General features: G+C 70.7%; 15 protein-coding genes. 8 read left to right on the forward strand and 7 right to left on the reverse strand.

The annotated features are described in order from the left end of the window. Positions 1–131: 131 nt before the first annotated feature. The gene (locus VHD82_RS01830) at positions 132–1,241 is read right to left on the reverse strand and encodes a helix-turn-helix transcriptional regulator (RefSeq protein WP_325696257.1); all 1,110 of its coding nucleotides are present in this window, start codon (positions 1,239–1,241) and stop codon (positions 132–134) included. Positions 1,242–1,321: 80 nt separating this feature from the next. On the opposite strand from VHD82_RS01830, the gene VHD82_RS01835 reads away from it, so the two are divergent. Then, positions 1,322–1,873: a TetR/AcrR family transcriptional regulator gene (locus VHD82_RS01835; RefSeq protein ID WP_325696259.1), complete on the forward strand. Its 552-nt coding sequence runs from the start codon at positions 1,322–1,324 to the stop codon at positions 1,871–1,873. Here VHD82_RS01835 and VHD82_RS01840 read toward each other — a convergent pair. Beyond that, on the reverse strand, positions 1,857–3,113 hold the full coding sequence (locus VHD82_RS01840) for an acyl-CoA dehydrogenase family protein (RefSeq protein WP_325696261.1): 1,257 nt from the start codon (positions 3,111–3,113) through the stop codon (positions 1,857–1,859). The two genes, VHD82_RS01835 and VHD82_RS01840, sit on opposite strands and share 17 nt — an antisense overlap. 106 nt (positions 3,114–3,219) lie before the next feature. After that, complete coding sequence (locus tag VHD82_RS01845; RefSeq protein ID WP_325696262.1) at positions 3,220–4,224, reverse strand: phosphotransferase family protein; 1,005 nt, start codon at positions 4,222–4,224, stop codon at positions 3,220–3,222. 123 nt (positions 4,225–4,347) lie between these two features. On the opposite strand from VHD82_RS01845, the gene VHD82_RS01850 reads away from it, so the two are divergent. The 5 genes from VHD82_RS01850 (at position 4,348) to VHD82_RS01870 (ending at position 10,073) form a co-directional block, all read left to right on the forward strand. After that, positions 4,348–5,094, forward strand: a complete 747-nt coding sequence (locus VHD82_RS01850; protein WP_325696264.1) for a glucose 1-dehydrogenase — start codon at positions 4,348–4,350, stop codon at positions 5,092–5,094. Between the two features lie 245 nt (positions 5,095–5,339). After that, positions 5,340–6,953 carry an AMP-binding protein gene (locus tag VHD82_RS01855; protein WP_325696266.1) on the forward strand — a complete coding sequence of 538 codons (1,614 nt, stop codon included), beginning with the start codon at positions 5,340–5,342 and terminating at the stop codon, positions 6,951–6,953. After that, on the forward strand, positions 6,950–8,386 hold the full coding sequence (locus VHD82_RS01860; RefSeq protein WP_325696268.1) for a helix-turn-helix domain-containing protein: 1,437 nt from the start codon (positions 6,950–6,952) through the stop codon (positions 8,384–8,386). The genes VHD82_RS01855 and VHD82_RS01860 overlap by 4 nt, the downstream gene beginning before the upstream one ends. Further along, positions 8,383–9,093: an SDR family NAD(P)-dependent oxidoreductase gene (locus tag VHD82_RS01865; RefSeq protein ID WP_325696270.1), complete on the forward strand. Its 711-nt coding sequence runs from the start codon at positions 8,383–8,385 to the stop codon at positions 9,091–9,093. The genes VHD82_RS01860 and VHD82_RS01865 overlap by 4 nt, the downstream gene beginning before the upstream one ends. A gap of 2 nt (positions 9,094–9,095) precedes the next feature. Continuing rightward, positions 9,096–10,073, forward strand: coding sequence for an NADPH:quinone oxidoreductase family protein (locus tag VHD82_RS01870; RefSeq protein ID WP_325696272.1), 978 nt, complete (start codon positions 9,096–9,098; stop codon positions 10,071–10,073). Position 10,074: 1 nt separating this feature from the next. Here VHD82_RS01870 and VHD82_RS01875 read toward each other — a convergent pair whose 3' ends face one another. Together VHD82_RS01875 and VHD82_RS01880 are read right to left on the reverse strand one after the other, a co-directional pair. After that, complete coding sequence (locus VHD82_RS01875) at positions 10,075–11,046, reverse strand: alpha/beta hydrolase (RefSeq protein WP_325696274.1); 972 nt, start codon at positions 11,044–11,046, stop codon at positions 10,075–10,077. Further along, the gene (locus VHD82_RS01880; RefSeq protein WP_325696276.1) at positions 11,043–12,017 is read right to left on the reverse strand and encodes an amidohydrolase family protein; all 975 of its coding nucleotides are present in this window, start codon (positions 12,015–12,017) and stop codon (positions 11,043–11,045) included. The genes VHD82_RS01875 and VHD82_RS01880 overlap by 4 nt, the downstream gene beginning before the upstream one ends. A gap of 123 nt (positions 12,018–12,140) precedes the next feature. Between VHD82_RS01880 and VHD82_RS01885 the strand changes: the two genes are divergently transcribed. Next, a complete protein-coding gene (locus tag VHD82_RS01885) occupies positions 12,141–12,935 on the forward strand; it encodes an IclR family transcriptional regulator (RefSeq protein WP_325696278.1) in 795 nt (264 codons plus the stop codon). On the opposite strand, the gene VHD82_RS01890 is transcribed toward VHD82_RS01885, so the two are convergent. Together VHD82_RS01890 and VHD82_RS01895 are read right to left on the reverse strand one after the other, a co-directional pair. Further along, positions 12,932–13,993, reverse strand: a complete 1,062-nt coding sequence (locus VHD82_RS01890) for an extradiol ring-cleavage dioxygenase (protein ID WP_325696280.1) — start codon at positions 13,991–13,993, stop codon at positions 12,932–12,934. The genes VHD82_RS01885 and VHD82_RS01890 overlap by 4 nt on opposite strands. Beyond that, a complete protein-coding gene (locus tag VHD82_RS01895; RefSeq protein ID WP_325696282.1) occupies positions 13,993–14,325 on the reverse strand; it encodes a hypothetical protein in 333 nt (110 codons plus the stop codon). The genes VHD82_RS01890 and VHD82_RS01895 overlap by 1 nt, the downstream gene beginning before the upstream one ends. Between VHD82_RS01895 and VHD82_RS01900 the strand changes: the two genes are divergently transcribed. Further along, a complete protein-coding gene (locus VHD82_RS01900) occupies positions 14,324–15,634 on the forward strand; it encodes an aromatic ring-hydroxylating dioxygenase subunit alpha (protein WP_325696284.1) in 1,311 nt (436 codons plus the stop codon). The two genes, VHD82_RS01895 and VHD82_RS01900, sit on opposite strands and share 2 nt — an antisense overlap. Position 15,635: the final 1 nt, after the last annotated feature.

The following is a 15,635-nucleotide window of genomic DNA, read 5'->3' on the forward strand; positions in this document are numbered from 1 at the left end:
CTCCATAGGTTGAACTATTGGACCATACTGTGTCGCTGGTTACCAAGTCGACCACAGTCACGGCGGAAACGGGTTTCCACCAGCAGATCGGGTGCGGCCCCGTATCCGCCCACTTTGGTCGGCTTGGTAATTCAGAAGCCGCCGTCACCCATCGTCAGCCGGAGATACTGCGAGATCGCCTCCGCCCGGTTCTCCACGCACAGCTTGCGCAGGATCCGTTTGACGTGTGACTTCACCGTACCGTCCGCGATCACCAGCTCCTCGGCGATCCGGCTGTTGGTCGCACCGGTGGCCATCAGCGCCAGCACTTCCAGCTCCCGGCCCGTGAGCAGTGCTTCGAGGGTGGCCGACGAGCGTACCGGACCCTGCGCGGGACGCAGCGACGTGATCGGCCGGGACGCGAGGTCGATCTCCGCGGACGCGAGGTCTTCGAGCACGGTCTCCACCGTCCGCATCGCCTGGCGCACCTGCTCTCGCTGCTCCCGGAGCCGGCCCAGCAGCACCGCGCGCTCGAAGATCTGGCCGAACGCGTCCGCGAACGCACCGAGGATGTCCCGGTCCAGGGCCGTGACGGCCCTGGACTCGCAGTCGGCGTGCAGGAAGCCGATGACCCGCCCGGTCGGCATGAGCGGGGCGGCGACGTAGGAGTTCAGCTCGGCGGCACGCAGCAGAGGCCGGTAGACGCGGGGGTCCTCCCCGGGTTCGGTGACCAGCGCGGGCTCGCGGCGCCGGACCATCTCGGTCTCCAGCACCAGGTTGTCCAGCCGGATCTCCGGGAGGGTGCGGATCCATTCGCGGAACGCTCGTTCAGGGTCGGCGTCGGTCACCGCGAAGCTCTTCCACGGCCGCCACGACGAACCCTCGACCTTCGACAGCATCACCCTGTCGAACCCGCACGACTCCACCACGGCCTCGCACACGCGATCGAGCAGGCCGTCCGGATCGGACACCTTCCGCAGCCGGGCCAGCCCGGCGTCGAGCCGGTCCAGCCTGCGCCGGCGCTGCCCGGAGAGCCACTCCCGGATCTCGTAGCGCAAATCCTGCGCGTCAGCCAGGATCCCGGCCAGTTCGGCCGGACGCGGCGACTCCGCCAGCTGCTCTCGCAGCGCCGCCACGAGGACGGTGAGCGGGCCGTCGAAGCCGGCCAGATCACCGGGTTCGGGCACCCTCGCCCCGGCGGCCGAAGCCGCCTCCCGCAGCAAGGCCCGGCCCCGGCCGGCCAGTTCCGCTTCCGTCCGCACGTCGCTGTGCCCTTCCGCTCAGTCCGCAGGCCGAGTCTAGACGCAATAACGATCGTTCACACCTGTGCTAGATTCGGCCGGTGGACAGGGACCGCAAAATCCTGGACACCGCGGCCGCGGTCTTCTACGAGAAGGGCTTCCACGGCGTCGGTGTCGACGAGCTCGGCAAGCGTGCCGGGCTGTCCGGGCCCGCGCTGTACCGGCATTTTTCCGGCAAGGACGAGATCCTCGCCGCGCTGTTCAACGAGGCGCTCGACGAGCTGCTCAGCGCCACCGCGCCGGTGCACGAGGATCCGGGCAAGGACCTGGAACGGCTGATCCGCCACCACGTCGGGTTCGCGGTCGGGCACCGCCACCTGGTCAACATCTACCAGCGCGAAGACCGGTCGCTGGTGGAGCCGTGGAAGCGCCAGTTCGACCGGCGCCGCCGCCAGTACATCGCCCGCTGGGAAACGGCCGTGGCCCGCTGCTTCCCCGGGGCGGCAGGCGACGAGATCGCCGCCGGCACCCAGGCCTGCCTCGGGGTGATCTTCTCGATCGCCTACTGGCCGGCGAAACTCGCGCAGACCCCGGCGCTCGCGGACCTGATCACCGGGTTCGCGGGCAACGGGCTCGCTACGTTGCGGCGCTGAGCCCGCCCTTGCGGAACCCGAACATCGACCCCGCGATCCGGCGCAGCTGCAGCTCGTCGGAGCCTTCCGTGATGCGGTAGCGGCGGTGGTGACGATAGATGTGCTCGAAGGGCTTGTGCCGGGTGTAGCCGACACCCCCGTGGATCTGCATCGCGCGGTCGGCGGCGCGGCAGGCGAGCTGGTTGCCGCGGAGGTTGACCATCGACACCTTGTCGGTCACCCCGGTGCGCCCGTGCGTGTCCATCAGCCATGCGGTCTTGTACAGGGTGTTGCGTAGCAGCTCGGCGTCCGTCTGCAGCTCGACCAGCTGCCACTGGATGCCCTGATGTTCGTGCAGCGGCTTGCCGAAGATCACCCGCTCCCCCGCGTAGCGCACGCTCTCGTCGATGCAGAACTGCGCGGCCCCCAGCGAGGACGCGGCCTGGCGGATCCGGTTCTCGTGCACGAACAGCTGCGCGCAGTCCAGCCCGCGCCCGACCTCGCCGAGCACCGCCGACGACGGGACGCGCACCCCGTCGAGCCGGACCTCCGCGTGATCGCTGGGCATGGTGAAAGTCCAGTGGTAGTACGGAATCTCGAAGCCCGGGGCGTTCGTCGGCACGAGGAACGCCGTGATGCCGGCGGCCTTGCCCGCCTCGCCGGACGTGCGGGCGAACACGAGGTCCACCTCGGCCACATCGACGACGCTGTTGAACCGCTTCGCGCCCTCGATGATCCAGTCGTCGCCGTCGCGGCGCGCGGTGGTCTCCAGGTACGTGGCGTCGCTGCCGTGCCCGGGTTCGGTGAGCCCGAAGGCCATCTCCAGCTCACCGGAGACAAGCCGCTCCAGGTACGCCTCGCGTTGCTCCGGTGTGCCGTACTCGTGCAACACCAGTGCCAGCGGCAGGTTCGCCACCACGGACGCCTCGTGGCTCAGTTCCGCGTGCAGGCCGGGGCCGAGCCCGGCGAGGTGCTCCCGGATCACCGCCATGGCGAGGTTCGTACCGTCCCGGCCGCCCAGCGCGGCGGGCAGCGGATACCGGTAGAACCCGGCGGCATCGGCCCGGCGCCGGGCTTCCCGCATCAGCTCGCGCCAGCGCCGGGTGGGGATGCCGCCGCGCTCGAGATCGGTGCGCGTGAACTCGCGGCGATGGTCGAACAGGTCCGGGTTGTCCGCCTCGAGCGGCCGGATTTCGGCTGCGATGAAGGAGTCCAGGTCCCTCACGAACCCGGTGACGTCATCGGGAATGGACCAGTCCATGGCACGGCCTCTCGGTTCCGGGGCATTCGCCGCCACGGTAGGAAAAGCCCGGACGCCGTACGTGGAAGCGGCGCGGGGGCACTGTGGATTTCTCCAGCCGCGGGCGCTACTTCCGGTGAACCAGGATTTCCCGGCCCCGTTCGATCACGTCCGGCAGGCTCGCGGCGGCCGTCTCCAGGCGCGGCTCGGGCTCGGCGGCGCGCCGGTTGCGTTTGACGAACACCGAGAGCGTCGATGCCGTCTTGTAGTGGCTGTAGGCCAGGAACCACGGCAGGTCCGGCACGGCACCGGGCCGGGTTTCGCGGTACGCGTCCAGCAAGGCGGCGCCGGACGGCATACCGCTGCCCGCCCGGACATCGGCCTCGCCGCGGGTGTCGTGGAACCGGTGCGGCGGATCGGTGTGCATCAGCAGCCAGGCCAGATCCACCCGGGGGTCCCCGGCCGACCAGATCTCCCAGTCGATGACCGCGGTCAGCCGCTCGCCGGTGAACAGCATGTTCGCCAGCCGGAAGTCGCCGTGTGACAGGCAGGGCGGCATCGGGGCCGGCGGGCGGGCGGCGAGCTCGCGGTAGAGCCGTTCGTGCCGGGGCGCGATCCGGGGGTCGACGGTGTCGAGCAGCCGGGCCCACCGGTCGAGCTCCGCACGGACCGGGACGGGCCGCTCCCCGGCTTTCGCGGGCGGGAAGTCCCGCATCCGCGCGAGCGCACGCGCGGCCGCCAGCGCGCGGGCGGTGACGACGCTGGGCGGTGGCGGCTGTGGCGTGACGTCCAGCAGCGGTTCGTAGGACTCACCGGGGGCCAGGGTCATCACGAACAGCGGCGGGTCTCCCGCGTCCTCGGTGAGCACCGTCGGCACCGGCACGGCGCCCTCCTCCCCCAGCAGGCGCAGGATTTTCGCCTGGCGCAGCACATCCCGGTTCCGCACCGGCGCCAGCCCGGGTGGCGCGACCTTGACCACGACGGGCGTGCCGGGCTTGCCCGGACGCCGCAGCACCGAGGCGAAAGTGAGGCTGGAGACCCCGCCGGGAAGGCGGCGCAGGCGGTCGAGCGTGGCGCCGGGCCACTGCCGGGCAGCTCGCCGCAGAATCTGGTCTTGATCGAGTTCCGGCACCGTTCCAGGGTGCGAAGCCCCGCCACCGCGGGCAACCGCCGGGCGGGCCGGCACTGGAGATCTCCACACCGCCGGGTTCGCGGGAACTCGGAACGGGGTGCGGCCGCGTGTTAGAAGCGGACCATGAACCGTTTCCGCCTCGACGGCAAGGTCGCGGTCGTGACCGGCGCGTCTTCCGGGCTCGGCGTCGCGTTCGCGCATGCCCTCGCCGAGGCCGGCGCGTCGGTGGCGCTCGGCGCCCGCCGCGAAGACCGCCTCGCCGAGACAGCCCGTTCCGTCGGTGAAAACGCCTTGGCCGTGCGCACCGACGTGACCCGCGTCGAGGACTGCGACGCCCTCGTCACGGCGGCACTGGACACCTTCGGCCGGGTGGACATCCTGATCAACAATGCCGGCACCGGCGGGAAGTACTTCCCGGCGACCGGGGACCCGCCCGCGCACTTCCGGTCCGTCGTGGAGCTCAACCTGCTCGGGGCGTACTGGATGGCCCAGGCGTGCGGCCGGGTGATGGGGCCGGGCTCGGCCGTGGTCAACATTTCCAGCGTGATGGCGCTGACCACGGCGAAGATGCCCGCAGCCGGGTACAGCGCGAGCAAGGCCGCGATACTGGGACTGACCCGGGACCTCGCCGCGCAGTGGGGCCCGCGCGGGATCCGCGTCAACGCCCTGCTGCCCGGGGTCTTCCCGAGCGAGGCGACCGCGAACTACAGCGAGAACTACCGGCGCGGGATCATCGACGCGAAGATCCCGCTCGGCCGGATCGGCGACCCGGCCGACGTGGCCGCCGCGGCCGTGTTCCTCGCCTCGGACGCCGCCGCCTACATCACCGGCGTGAGCCTGCCTGTGGACGGCGGGGTCCTGATCAACTGACGGCGCGGCGTGGTCACGGCCCGGAAGCAGAACGGGCACGCGGGCACTCTGGCCTCGCTGCCCGGCGCGAGGGGAACGGTCAAGTTCGGCATCGCGTTCGCGCTGCACACGCCGGGGTCATGCCCCAGCGGGCGGCACAGGCATTGGCATTCCATGGAGCCATACTTGCATCTTTGGTCTGATAATTATAAATTCAGACCAACAGGAGTGACGCGCACCACTCACTCACCGGGAAGGGCACACGCATGTCAACGCCGACCGTGCGAGATCGCTACCGCGAAGACGAGATCCGGGCCTTCTACGACTCCGGCTACTGGCACCGCGAAGGAATGTCCGAACTCCTCACCAGGAGGGCGGAAACCCACGGGGACAAGGTCTTCGTGTCCGACGGCACCACCAGCCGGACCTACTCCGCCGCGCGTGCGCAGAGCCTGCGGCTGGCCGGTGGCCTGCGCGAGCTGGGAGTCGGGCGGGGCGACCGGGTCGCCGTCCAGCTGCCCAACTGGACCGAGTTCGCCGTCATCGCCGCCGCGGTGGGCAGGCTCGGCGCCGTGCTGGTGCCGATCATGCCGATCTACCGCGCGGCCGAGGTCGGCTACATCCTCGAACACTCCGGGGCGGAGGTCGCGATCACCTGCGAGGAGTTCAAGGGCTTCGGGCACCGGGAGATGTTCTCGGCGCTGCCGGGGATCCGGCAGCTGGTCCTCGCTCGCGGCGGGCACGACTCGGCCGCCTCGCTCGACGAGCTGATGTCCGGGCCCGAACCGGACCTGCCGCCCCCGCCCTCGGCCGACGACGGGTTCCTCATCGTCTACACCTCCGGCACCACCTCTCGCCCCAAAGGCTGCTTCCACACCTTCAACACCCTGCGCGCCAGCGCCGAGGCGATCGCGAAAAGCGTCCGCTACACCGAAAACGACGTCCAGTTCGGCCCGTCGCCGATCACCCACAGCACCGGGCTCGTGACCAGCGTCGTGCTTCCACTGCTCGCCGGTGCCTCCTCCCATTTCATGGAGGCCTGGCAGCCGGAAGAGGGCCTGCAGCGCATCGCCAAACACGGCTGCACGGCGGCGGTGACCGCCACACCGTTCCTCCAGATGCTGACCGCGGCGCACGATCCCGACCGGCACGACGCGAGCAGTCTGCGGCTGTGGGTGTGCGCGGGCTCGCCGATCCCCGGCACCATCGTCCGCCGTGCCGCCGAAAAGTTCGCGGGCTGCCGGGTGCTGAGCCTCTACGGCCGCTCCGAGAACTTCCTGACCACACTGTGCACCGTGGACGATCCGCCGGAGCGTTCGGCGACCTCCGACGGCAGCGCCGTCGCGGGCGCCTCGGTCAAGATCGTGGACGAGACCGGCGCCGAGGTGCCACGCGGCACCGAAGGGGACATCGCGTACCACGGGCCGAGCCACATGCTGGAGTACTACCGCGATCCGGAGCAGACCGCGGCCCTGTTCACGGCCGAAGGCTATTCCCGCTCCGGCGATCTCGGCGTCATGGACGAGGACGGGTTCGTCCGGGTCACCGGCAGGCTCAAGGACATCGTGATCCGCGGCGGGCTCAACATCAGCGCGCGGGAACTGGAAGATTTGCTGATCGAACATCCCGCCGTCGCCGCGGTGGCGGTGGTCGGGATGCCGGACGAGCGCCTCGGCGAACGCGTCTGTGCCTACGTCGTCCCGGCTCCCGGTGCCGAACCCACGCTGGCCGACCTGACCGGCTACCTCCGCGAGCACGACGTCGCCACGCCGAAACTCCCAGAGCGCCTCGAACTGCTCACCGAACTCCCGATGACCGCCACCGGGAAGGTGCGCAAGCACGTGCTACGCGGCGACATCAAGACCAAACTCGCCCGGTGAGCACGCGGATCCGGGAAGCGGTACTGGCACAGGCACCGGTGATCGCCGGCTTCGGCCGGGCGCGGTTGTGTTCCCCCGGCGAGGCCGGCCACGACGGGACCTCGGTCGTGGTTCCGGTGAGCCCGTCCACCGTGCTGGTGCTGGAAAATCCCGCCCACGCCACGGTCGACGGGCAAACCCTCGAACGGCTCTCCGCGTTCGCGGCACTGGCCGCGGTGGCGCTCGGGGAAAACGAGCAACTGGCCGCCGAAGCCGCGGCGGAACGACGGCTGAGCGGGCTCATCGGCGGGCCCGGCGGACTGCGCGCGCTGGTGTCGGCCTGCGCGGAACTCACCGGCAAGGTCACCGCGCTGTTCGACGCCAGGGAACGGCTCGTGGCCTCCGAGAGCCCGCCCGGCGCCAACCCCGTCCGGCTGCGCTCGCTCGCCGAGATCGGCGAACGCGACGGGATCGCGGCCGCCAGCCTCGACGGGCTCCCCCGGCGGCACCTCGTCGTCCCGGCGGCCCACCGCGGCGAGACGTTCGGCTGGCTCGTCCTCGTCGAGTATCCCTCGGTTCTGCGCCCGGCCGACCGTCGCGTCGCCGAACGAGCGGCCGGTCACGCCGGCACCGAGTTCGCGGTCCAGCGCCGGGTGGCCGCGGTCGCGTGGAACGCCCGGTCCTCCCTGGCACGCCAGCTGGTCCGCGGTTCGTCCACTGTGGACGATCTGCGGGCGAGCGGGGAATACCTGGGCGTCGACACGCAGGCCCGCCGCGTACTCGTCTACCTGATCGGCCCGCAGCCCGACGCCCGGCGGTTCGCCGGGGCGCTCCAGGAGCGCCTCGGTGTGGAAGTGCTGGCCACGCGCGGTTCGGAAGGCGTGCTGTTGCTCGTCGAGGCCGCCGAAGCGGGCATGGCCGCGCGGGTCAAGTCGGCCGTCCGGGCAATCGCCCCCGACGCGGTCGCCGGGGTGTCCACCGCCGCCGAACCCGCCAAGCTGGGCCGCGCCTACCGCGAAGCCAAGGAGGTCGCGCGCTGCGTGGACAGGTTCGTCGGGCCGGGCTCACCACGGGTGCTGGCCGTCGACGATCTCGGCCCCGCCCGGCTGTTCGTCGCCAACAGCACGGTGAGCGCGGTCCGCGAGTACCTGCAGGACATCCTCGGCCCCCTGCTCACCGGGGAACCGCCGGAAGCCGGGCTGCTGTGGACGTTGCAGGCGTTCTTCGACAGCGGGCGGAACATCCGCGTTTCGGCCGCGCACCTCGGCGTGCACGAGAACACCGTCCGGCTGCGGCTGGCCCGCGTCCGCCAGGCCACCGGCCTGGACGTCGCGGCCGATGCCGGGGACCAGCTCAGCGTCCAGACGGCGCTGCTCGTACTGCGGCTGCAGGGCCATCCCGCGCTGCCGTCGTTCGACGAAGGCGAATCCGATCACGGGAGGAAAACAGCGTGACACCGGCAGGGAAGCTGAAGGCACTGGTCACCGGCGCGGCCCGCGAAGGCGGCATCGGGCGGGCCATCGCGGCACGGCTGGAGGCCGCGGGCATGGCGGTGGAAACGCTGGATCGCGAACCGGGCTGCACCTACCAGGCCGACATCGCCGCCGGCGAGCTTCCCGCGCTGGACGACATCGACGTCTACGTCGGCAACGCCGGGCTCACCACGATGTTCGGGTCCGCGCACCGGTTCCGCCTCGACCGCTGGGAAAAGGACCTGGCCGTCAACCTGACCGGCACCTTCCGGGTGCTGCAGGCCTGCCTCGGCGGGATGCGGGACCGTGGGTTCGGGCGGATCGTGCTCGTGTCCAGCACCGCGGGCACCCACGGGCTGCCCGGGCAGGTTTCCTACAGCACCAGCAAAGCCGGGCTGCTGGGCATGATGCGGACGGTCGCGGCGGAGAACGTCACCGCCGGGATCACGGCCAACGCCGTGCTGCCGGGGATGACAGCCAGTTCCGGTGTTCTTTCGATGCCGCAGGACATCGTCGAGGCCTGGGAGGAAAGTATGCCGGGCGGGCTCGTCCGGCCCGAGGACATCGCCGAAGCGGTCGCCTTCTTCGCCTCCCCCGCCGCGGCCCGCGTGACCGGGCAGGTGCTCACGGTCGACGGCGGGGACAGCCTCAACACCCGGTCGGTCACGTCGTCGATGGTGCGGAGCTGATCATGCGCGCTTTTCTGGTGCACGAACTGACCGGTCCCGCCGGGGGCTCCGTCGCCGAGGTCCCCGAGCCCGCCGGCGCGCATCCGTGGGCCACCGGCCGGCTGCTGATCGACGTGCACGCGGCCGGAGTGTCCTTTCCGGACCTGCTGCAGACCCGGGGCCAGTACCAGCACGGCGCGCCGCCACCCTACGTCGCGGGCGGCGAGGCCGCCGGTGTGGTGCTCGAAGCACCCGCGGATTCGGGGCTGCGGCCCGGGGACCGGGTGGCGAGCCTGACCGTCTGGGGCGCGCTGGCCGAGCGCGCGCTGGGCATCCCGCACTACACGGTGAAACTGCCGGACGGGTTCGACTTCGTCGCGGGCGCGGCGCTCTACCTCAACTACGCGACCGCGTGGTTTTCCTTGCGCCGCGCCGGTTTCCAGGCCGGCGAGCAGGTGCTGGTGCACGGTGCGTCCGGTGGGGTCGGCACCGCGACCCTGCAGCTGGTCCGCGCGCTCGGTGGCCACCCGATCGCTGTCGTGTCCACAAAGGACAAGGAAAGGGTAGCGCTCGATTCCGGCGCCGAGGCCGTCGTGCGCCCGGACGAGGGCTGGGCGGCCAAGGTGCGCGAACTGACCGGCGACGGGGTGCAGATCGTGGTCGATCCCGTCGGCGGCGACCGGTTCACCGACTCGCTGCGCTGCCTCGACGTCGGCGGGCGGCTGGCCGTGGTGGGCTTCGCCGCCGGATCCATCCCGACCGTGAAAGTGAACCGGTTGCTGTTGCGCGACCTGAGTGTGGTGGGCGTGGCGCTCGATCCGTATGTCGCGCGTTTCCCGTCCGTGGCCGGGACGCTGGCGCGAGACCTGGAAGAACTGGCCGCTTCGGGCAAGATCCGCCCACTGGCCGGCCACGTGCTGGAACTGGCCGAGGCCCGCCGGGCGCTGGAACTGCTCGACACCCGGCAGGCCACCGGCAAGGTGGTGGTGCGGATCCGCTGACTCAGCCGCGTTTCACCAGCGGCAGTTCGGGCCGCCGGTCCGACACCCCGGCCTTGTCGGCCAGTTCGCCGGACACCGAGCCGTAGGCGAAGAACTCGTGGAACACCGGGTTGAACACCTCGGGCCGGTCGGTCTGGCCCTGGTGGCCGCAGTCGTCCGGGTAGAAGAACTGCACGCCAGGCAGATGGTCCTCCTGCACGTGACCCCATTCGACGGGGGTCAGGATGTCCTGTCGGCCGTAGAGGTAGATGCCGGGGATGTCGAGGCGGTCGAGCCTGCCCTTGGTGGACAGCCGCGCGGCCCGGTTCTGGTCGGTCCACGGCGTGATGTGCCGGTACTGCAACAGAGACGGCCAGAACTGGCGGTGTGCCTCCATACGCTCGCTCGCCGAGAGGTACCGCATTTCGACGAGGTCGTCGCTGACGGCCTCCTTGCGGTGGATGATCGCCTCCATCATGGCGCGCATCCCTTCGCGGGTGCCGTCGTAGGCGGTCATGTGGAACTGCCCCTTCGGCGGCTGCACGTCCTCGGGCACGACGTCGCCGATGTCCCCGGCGATGAGCGCGAAGCTGAGCACCCGGTCCGGGTGCGCCACGGTGTAGTTGACCGTGTTCATGCAGCCCATCGAGTTGCCCGCGAGGTGGAACCGGTCCAGGCACAGCGCAGCGGCGAACGCGTCGATGAAGTCCACGAAGTCCTCCATCCCGCGCGGCCAGTACTCCGGCCGCGTGTCGGACAGGCCGAACGCCGGCATGTCCGGGCAGTACACGCGGAACCCGCGCTCGCCGAGATAGGGCGCCATGAACCGCCAGCCGGCCAGGCCGGACGAACCGGGGAGCCCGCCGTGCAGCAGGATCACCGCGGGACCGGTGTCGCCGGAAGTCATGTAGTGCGCCCTGGCACCGTTGGCGAGCCGGACCCACCGGCTCGCCAGCCCCGGCGTCGCCACGAGGTTCTCACTGGTCAGGGTCATCGATGCGCTCCTTCGTTCACGGTCAGCCCCAGGAAACCGAGTGCACCCGGCGCCAGCAGGTCCTGGCCGGGGAAAGTGCGCCGGACCGCGGCGACGGATTTCGCCATCTGGTCCGGGAAAAACGGTGCGTCGCTGCCCAGCAGCAGCCGGTCGCGGCCGAACCGGTGCGCGAGCAGGCGCAGATGTTCGTCGTCGAAGACGAGCGTGTCGGCGTAGAGGCGGCGGACGTGGGCATCCCAGTCCGCCGGTGCCCCGCCCAGTGCCGCCGCGACCCGCAGTCTGGGGTAAGCCCAGGGAAAGGCACCACCGCCGTGCGCCAGCCCGACCCGCAGGTTCGCGAATTTCCCCAGAACTCCGCCGAAGACCAGCGAAGACGCGGCGATCGCGGTGTCGGTGAGCATACCCAGCCCGAGGTCATAGGGCTGCCCGGCGCGACGGACCACGTCGGCGCCGCCGCCGACCGGGTGCACGAACACCGCGGCCCCGCTCGCGTCACAGGCCGCCCAGAACTCGTCGAGTTCCGGTGCGTCCAGGTCGAGTTCGCCGATCCGGGTTCCGATCTCCACGCCGCGCAGGCCGAGGCGCAGGCACCGGCCGAGCTCGGCGACGGCGGCGGCGGACCCGGTGAACGGCAGACATCCCAGCCCCCACAACCGGCCTTCCGCGGACGCGCAGGCCGCGGCGAGGGAATCGTTCATCGCCCGCGCGTAGGCCGGGTCGCCGGCCGCGTACTCCATGGTGACCGGGACCGGCGAGATGACCTGATGCGAGATGCCGGCCTCGTCCATCGCGGCAAGGCGGCGCGGCACGTCCCACAGCACCGGGGTGACTTTCCGGAACGTGCGTTCCCCGCGCAGGATCCGGCCGCCGTCCGGTCCGTCGACCACGAGCCGTGGCGCGTTCCCGGGAAAGGCGGGGAGATCCGTGCCGAAATGATGGGCGTGCACGTCGACCGCCGTTGTCGCTGGCATGGAACGGACGCTAACGCGGACCCGGCAGCCGCGCGGCGAGAGTTTCGGTGGCCGGAACTCGGGCGGTTCCCGGGCATCCGCCCACTAGACTGGTAGCGCCGGACACGCACGAGGAGGTGCGCCATGACCGCGGCCGAGCAGGATTCGTCGCCGGGATCGATTCTTTCCAAGGCCTTCGACGTACTGGGCGCGTTCGGTCCGCAGCACCGGGTGCTCACCCTCACCGAGATCGCCCGGTCCAGCGGACTGCCCAAATCCACCGTGCACCGGCTGCTGGGCAGGCTCACGGCGCTGGGCGTCATCGAACCGCACGGCGCGGGGTTCAAGGTGGGCCTGCCGATGCGCCGGTTCGCCTCGGCGATGCCGATCGAGAGTCTCCGCCAGTCCGCGCTTCCCCACCTCGGCGCGCTGCACCAGTGGTCCCGCCGCCACGTCCACCTCGGCGCCTTGCGCGGCAGCCGGGTCGTGTTCGTGGAACGGCTGATGATGCCGGAACACGGCCTGCCCTCGGCCGACCCCGGCACGGACCTGCCCGCGCACGCGACGGCGCTGGGCAAGGTGCTGCTCGCGCACGTGACCCCGGAAGAGACCGAGGCCGCACTGGCCGGGCCGCTGGCGGCGCTGGCACCGAACACGATCACCGACGCCGCCGACCTCGTCAAGGAACTGGGCGAGGTACGGCAGAACCAGGTCGCCGTCGCCCGCGGCGAGTCCCATCCCGACGTGACCTGCGTGGCCGCGCCGATCCTCATCCGCGGGCGGGCCGTCGGCGCGGTGTCGGTGTCCACCGGCACGAAGGACGCGGCGGTGGACCGGGCGCTCAAGGACGCCGTCCGCGTCGCCGCGGACCGGGTTGCGCGCGACAACCGGAAAGTGCTCGCGGCCGGGCACGAAAACTGGTTCCCCGGAACCGTTTAACGATACACGGCAAAGGGTTTGTTGGAATTGAACACGTCCGTGGTGACCAACGTGGACCATTCCCGGCGCAGGCTCAGCTCCTGGATCGCGCCGAAGAGACAGAACCAGTTCAGGATCTCGTGCTGGCCGGATTCCACCACCTCGCGGCCGGTCACCTCGGCCAGCTCGGCGAAGCGGTCCTCGACCATCAGCCGGTAAAGCCGTTCGTCGGCCTCGGTATCCGGGCGGATGTGCCACAGCGCGTCCGCCAGGAACGCGTGTGACCAGCTCGACGACGCCACGAACGCGACCCGCTGATCGCGGCCGGCGAAATGCCGCGCGATCGCCCGCCCCACCGCGATGCAGCGTGCCGGGCTGGGGCCGGAGGGATCGAGCTTTTCGTCGGCGATTTCGGCGAACCGGGCCAGCCCGCCCTTCCGCGCGATCGCGTGCTGCCCGTAACAGTTCACCGTGATGGGCAGCAGCCGGTAGGGAAACCGGGCGCCCGCGTCCGGGTAGTCGAGGAACAGCTGCGTGTTCAGGATCGCGTGGGGAAAGTGCGCGCCGGCCCGCTTGCGGTACGAGTACGCCATGTCGACGCCGTCGTTGATCAGCCCGTCGGCGAGTGCCCTCGCCGCCTGGGCGTCTCCGTGCAGCGTGACCCGGAAGTCGTCCGGCAGGCCCCAGGCGTTCGGGCTGCCGCGTTCGTTCATCACCTCGAAGGCCGGCACCTCCAGGTCGTCGTAGGCGAGCACGCAGAACGGCGGGACGACCTCTTCGCGGAAGTTCTCGTACTGGTCGTCGCCCCAGACGACGACCACGTCGGGCTCGAATTCGTCCAGCGCGGCACGGCAGCGCGTGAGGCCCTCCAGCAGCCGGGCCCGGTGCCCTGCCGCCGCGGAACGGCCTTCGTCCTCGCCCCATTCCGCCCGCATCGCGGCCGGCCAGTTCGCCGGATCCTTTTCCCCGGCGGGAATGTCCGGGTCACGCAAGGTCCAGCGGAGCAGGCCGGCCATGTGCTCGTCCGTCCCGGCGAGCAGCGGGTAGTGCGTCATCCCGATACCGAGGAACCGGCTCATCACCGCGCCTTTCCCTCGAGCGGGCCGGGCATGACCACGACGTTCGGGGTGCCGAGCGGGAACCAGCTCACCCCGTCGTCGTCCGGTTCGTGCGGGAGGATTTCCACGGTGGTGAACGGAATCCCGGCCGGGTCGTGCGTGCCGACGATGATGTTGACGTCGCAGCCGACGGAACGGACGTGCAGGATCTTGTCCGGTCCCCCGGCGTCGTGATGCTCGACGATGCGCATCCGGCGACGGTAGCGACCCGCGGCACCCGCCGGGCCCGGCCGTTCCAGCCGCCGGAACAGCGCCCCACCGCCCCCGGCCGTCTTCCTAACGTCAGCGCTCATGTCCTACGTCATCGACGACCGGCAAACCTCGCTGTTCCAGGTCAACCGCGAGGTCTTCACCTCGAAGGAAGTCTTCGACCGGGAGCGCGACCTGATCTTCGGCTCGGCCTGGCTCTACGCCGGGCACGAGTCGGAACTGCCGAACCGCAACGATTTCCGCACCCGGGACGTCGGCGGGCGGCCGGTCATCTTCACCCGTGACCGGCACGGCGAGGTCCGCGTCCTGCTCAACACCTGCCTGCACCGGGGCGCTTCGCTGTGCCGGCATCCCGCGGGCAACGCCAAGATCTTCACCTGCTTCTACCACGGGTGGTCCTACCGCAACTCCGGCGAACTGGTCAACGTGCCCGCCGCCGAGGACTACGCCGGCTCCCCGGTCGAGGTCTACCGGCGCCTGCCAGGGCCGCGGCTGGAGTCCTACCGCGGCTTCTACTTCGTCAACTTCGCCGAGGGCGCCCCGGATCTGCGCTCCTGGCTCGGCACGTCCACGTATCTGCTGGACCTGGCCGTGGACCAGTCCGAGGACGGCATCGAGGTACTGGCGGGCACGCACGACTACACGCTGAACGCCAACTGGAAGCTGCTCGTGGAGAACAGCGTCGACGGCTACCACGCGAAGTCGGTGCACCACACCTATTTCGAGATGATGCTGGAGCTCGGGCAGACCCCGCCGATGCTGGGCGACGCCGGCACCAACGGTGTCCCGCCCGCCGGGATCGGCACGGAGTTCGGCAACGGGCACGCCACCCTGATGTACCCGGGCAACGGCCTGCCACTGGCCACGGAGTCCGTCACCCGCGATCTCGCCGCGCTGCGCGCCAGGGCGGTGGAACGGTTCGGCGAGTCCTACGCCACGGCGGTCTTCAACCTGGCCCGCAACACCGTCTTCTTCCCCAACTTCGTGCTGATCGACCTGAACTTCGGGATGATCCTGCGCACGATCATGCCGCTGGCCCCGGACCGCACCCGGGTTTCCAGCTGGCAGATCACCCCGCGCGGCCTCGACCCCGAGTCGCTGCGGTACCGCATCGACAACGCGCTGACGTTCTGGGGCCCGGCCGGCCTGGCCACGCCCGACGACGTCGAGGCGCTCGAACAGGCGCAGCGCGGCTTCGGCGCGCGGCGCGAGATGGCGTGGTCGGACATCTCCAAGGGGATGGGCAAACGCCGTCCCGCGGCCAACGACGAACTGCAGATGCGCGCGTGGTGGCGGCAGTGGAACGCCGTGCTGACCGGCGAGGAACTACCGCGTGAGGTCGAGGAGTTCGTGCCGTTCGACCAGCCCGCCCGCGAGATCCAGGGAGCCTGAG

The organism is Amycolatopsis sp. (assembly GCF_035546795.1).
Lineage (GTDB): Bacteria > Actinomycetota > Actinomycetes > Mycobacteriales > Pseudonocardiaceae > Amycolatopsis_E.

Coding starts and splice junctions, on each gene's coding strand:
- VHD82_RS01885 (WP_325696278.1), top strand. CDS start 12,141: ATGACCGCGGCCGAGCAGGATTCGTCGCCGGGATCGATTCTTTCCAAG.
- VHD82_RS01875 (WP_325696274.1), bottom strand. CDS start 11,046: ATGACCCTGACCAGTGAGAACCTCGTGGCGACGCCGGGGCTGGCGAGC.
- VHD82_RS01880 (WP_325696276.1), bottom strand. CDS start 12,017: ATGCCAGCGACAACGGCGGTCGACGTGCACGCCCATCATTTCGGCACG.
- VHD82_RS01850 (WP_325696264.1), top strand. CDS start 4,348: ATGAACCGTTTCCGCCTCGACGGCAAGGTCGCGGTCGTGACCGGCGCG.
- VHD82_RS01900 (WP_325696284.1), top strand. CDS start 14,324: ATGTCCTACGTCATCGACGACCGGCAAACCTCGCTGTTCCAGGTCAAC.
- VHD82_RS01895 (WP_325696282.1), bottom strand. CDS start 14,325: ATGAGCGCTGACGTTAGGAAGACGGCCGGGGGCGGTGGGGCGCTGTTC.
- VHD82_RS01870 (WP_325696272.1), top strand. CDS start 9,096: ATGCGCGCTTTTCTGGTGCACGAACTGACCGGTCCCGCCGGGGGCTCC.
- VHD82_RS01855 (WP_325696266.1), top strand. CDS start 5,340: ATGTCAACGCCGACCGTGCGAGATCGCTACCGCGAAGACGAGATCCGG.
- VHD82_RS01840 (WP_325696261.1), bottom strand. CDS start 3,113: ATGGACTGGTCCATTCCCGATGACGTCACCGGGTTCGTGAGGGACCTG.
- VHD82_RS01890 (WP_325696280.1), bottom strand. CDS start 13,993: ATGAGCCGGTTCCTCGGTATCGGGATGACGCACTACCCGCTGCTCGCC.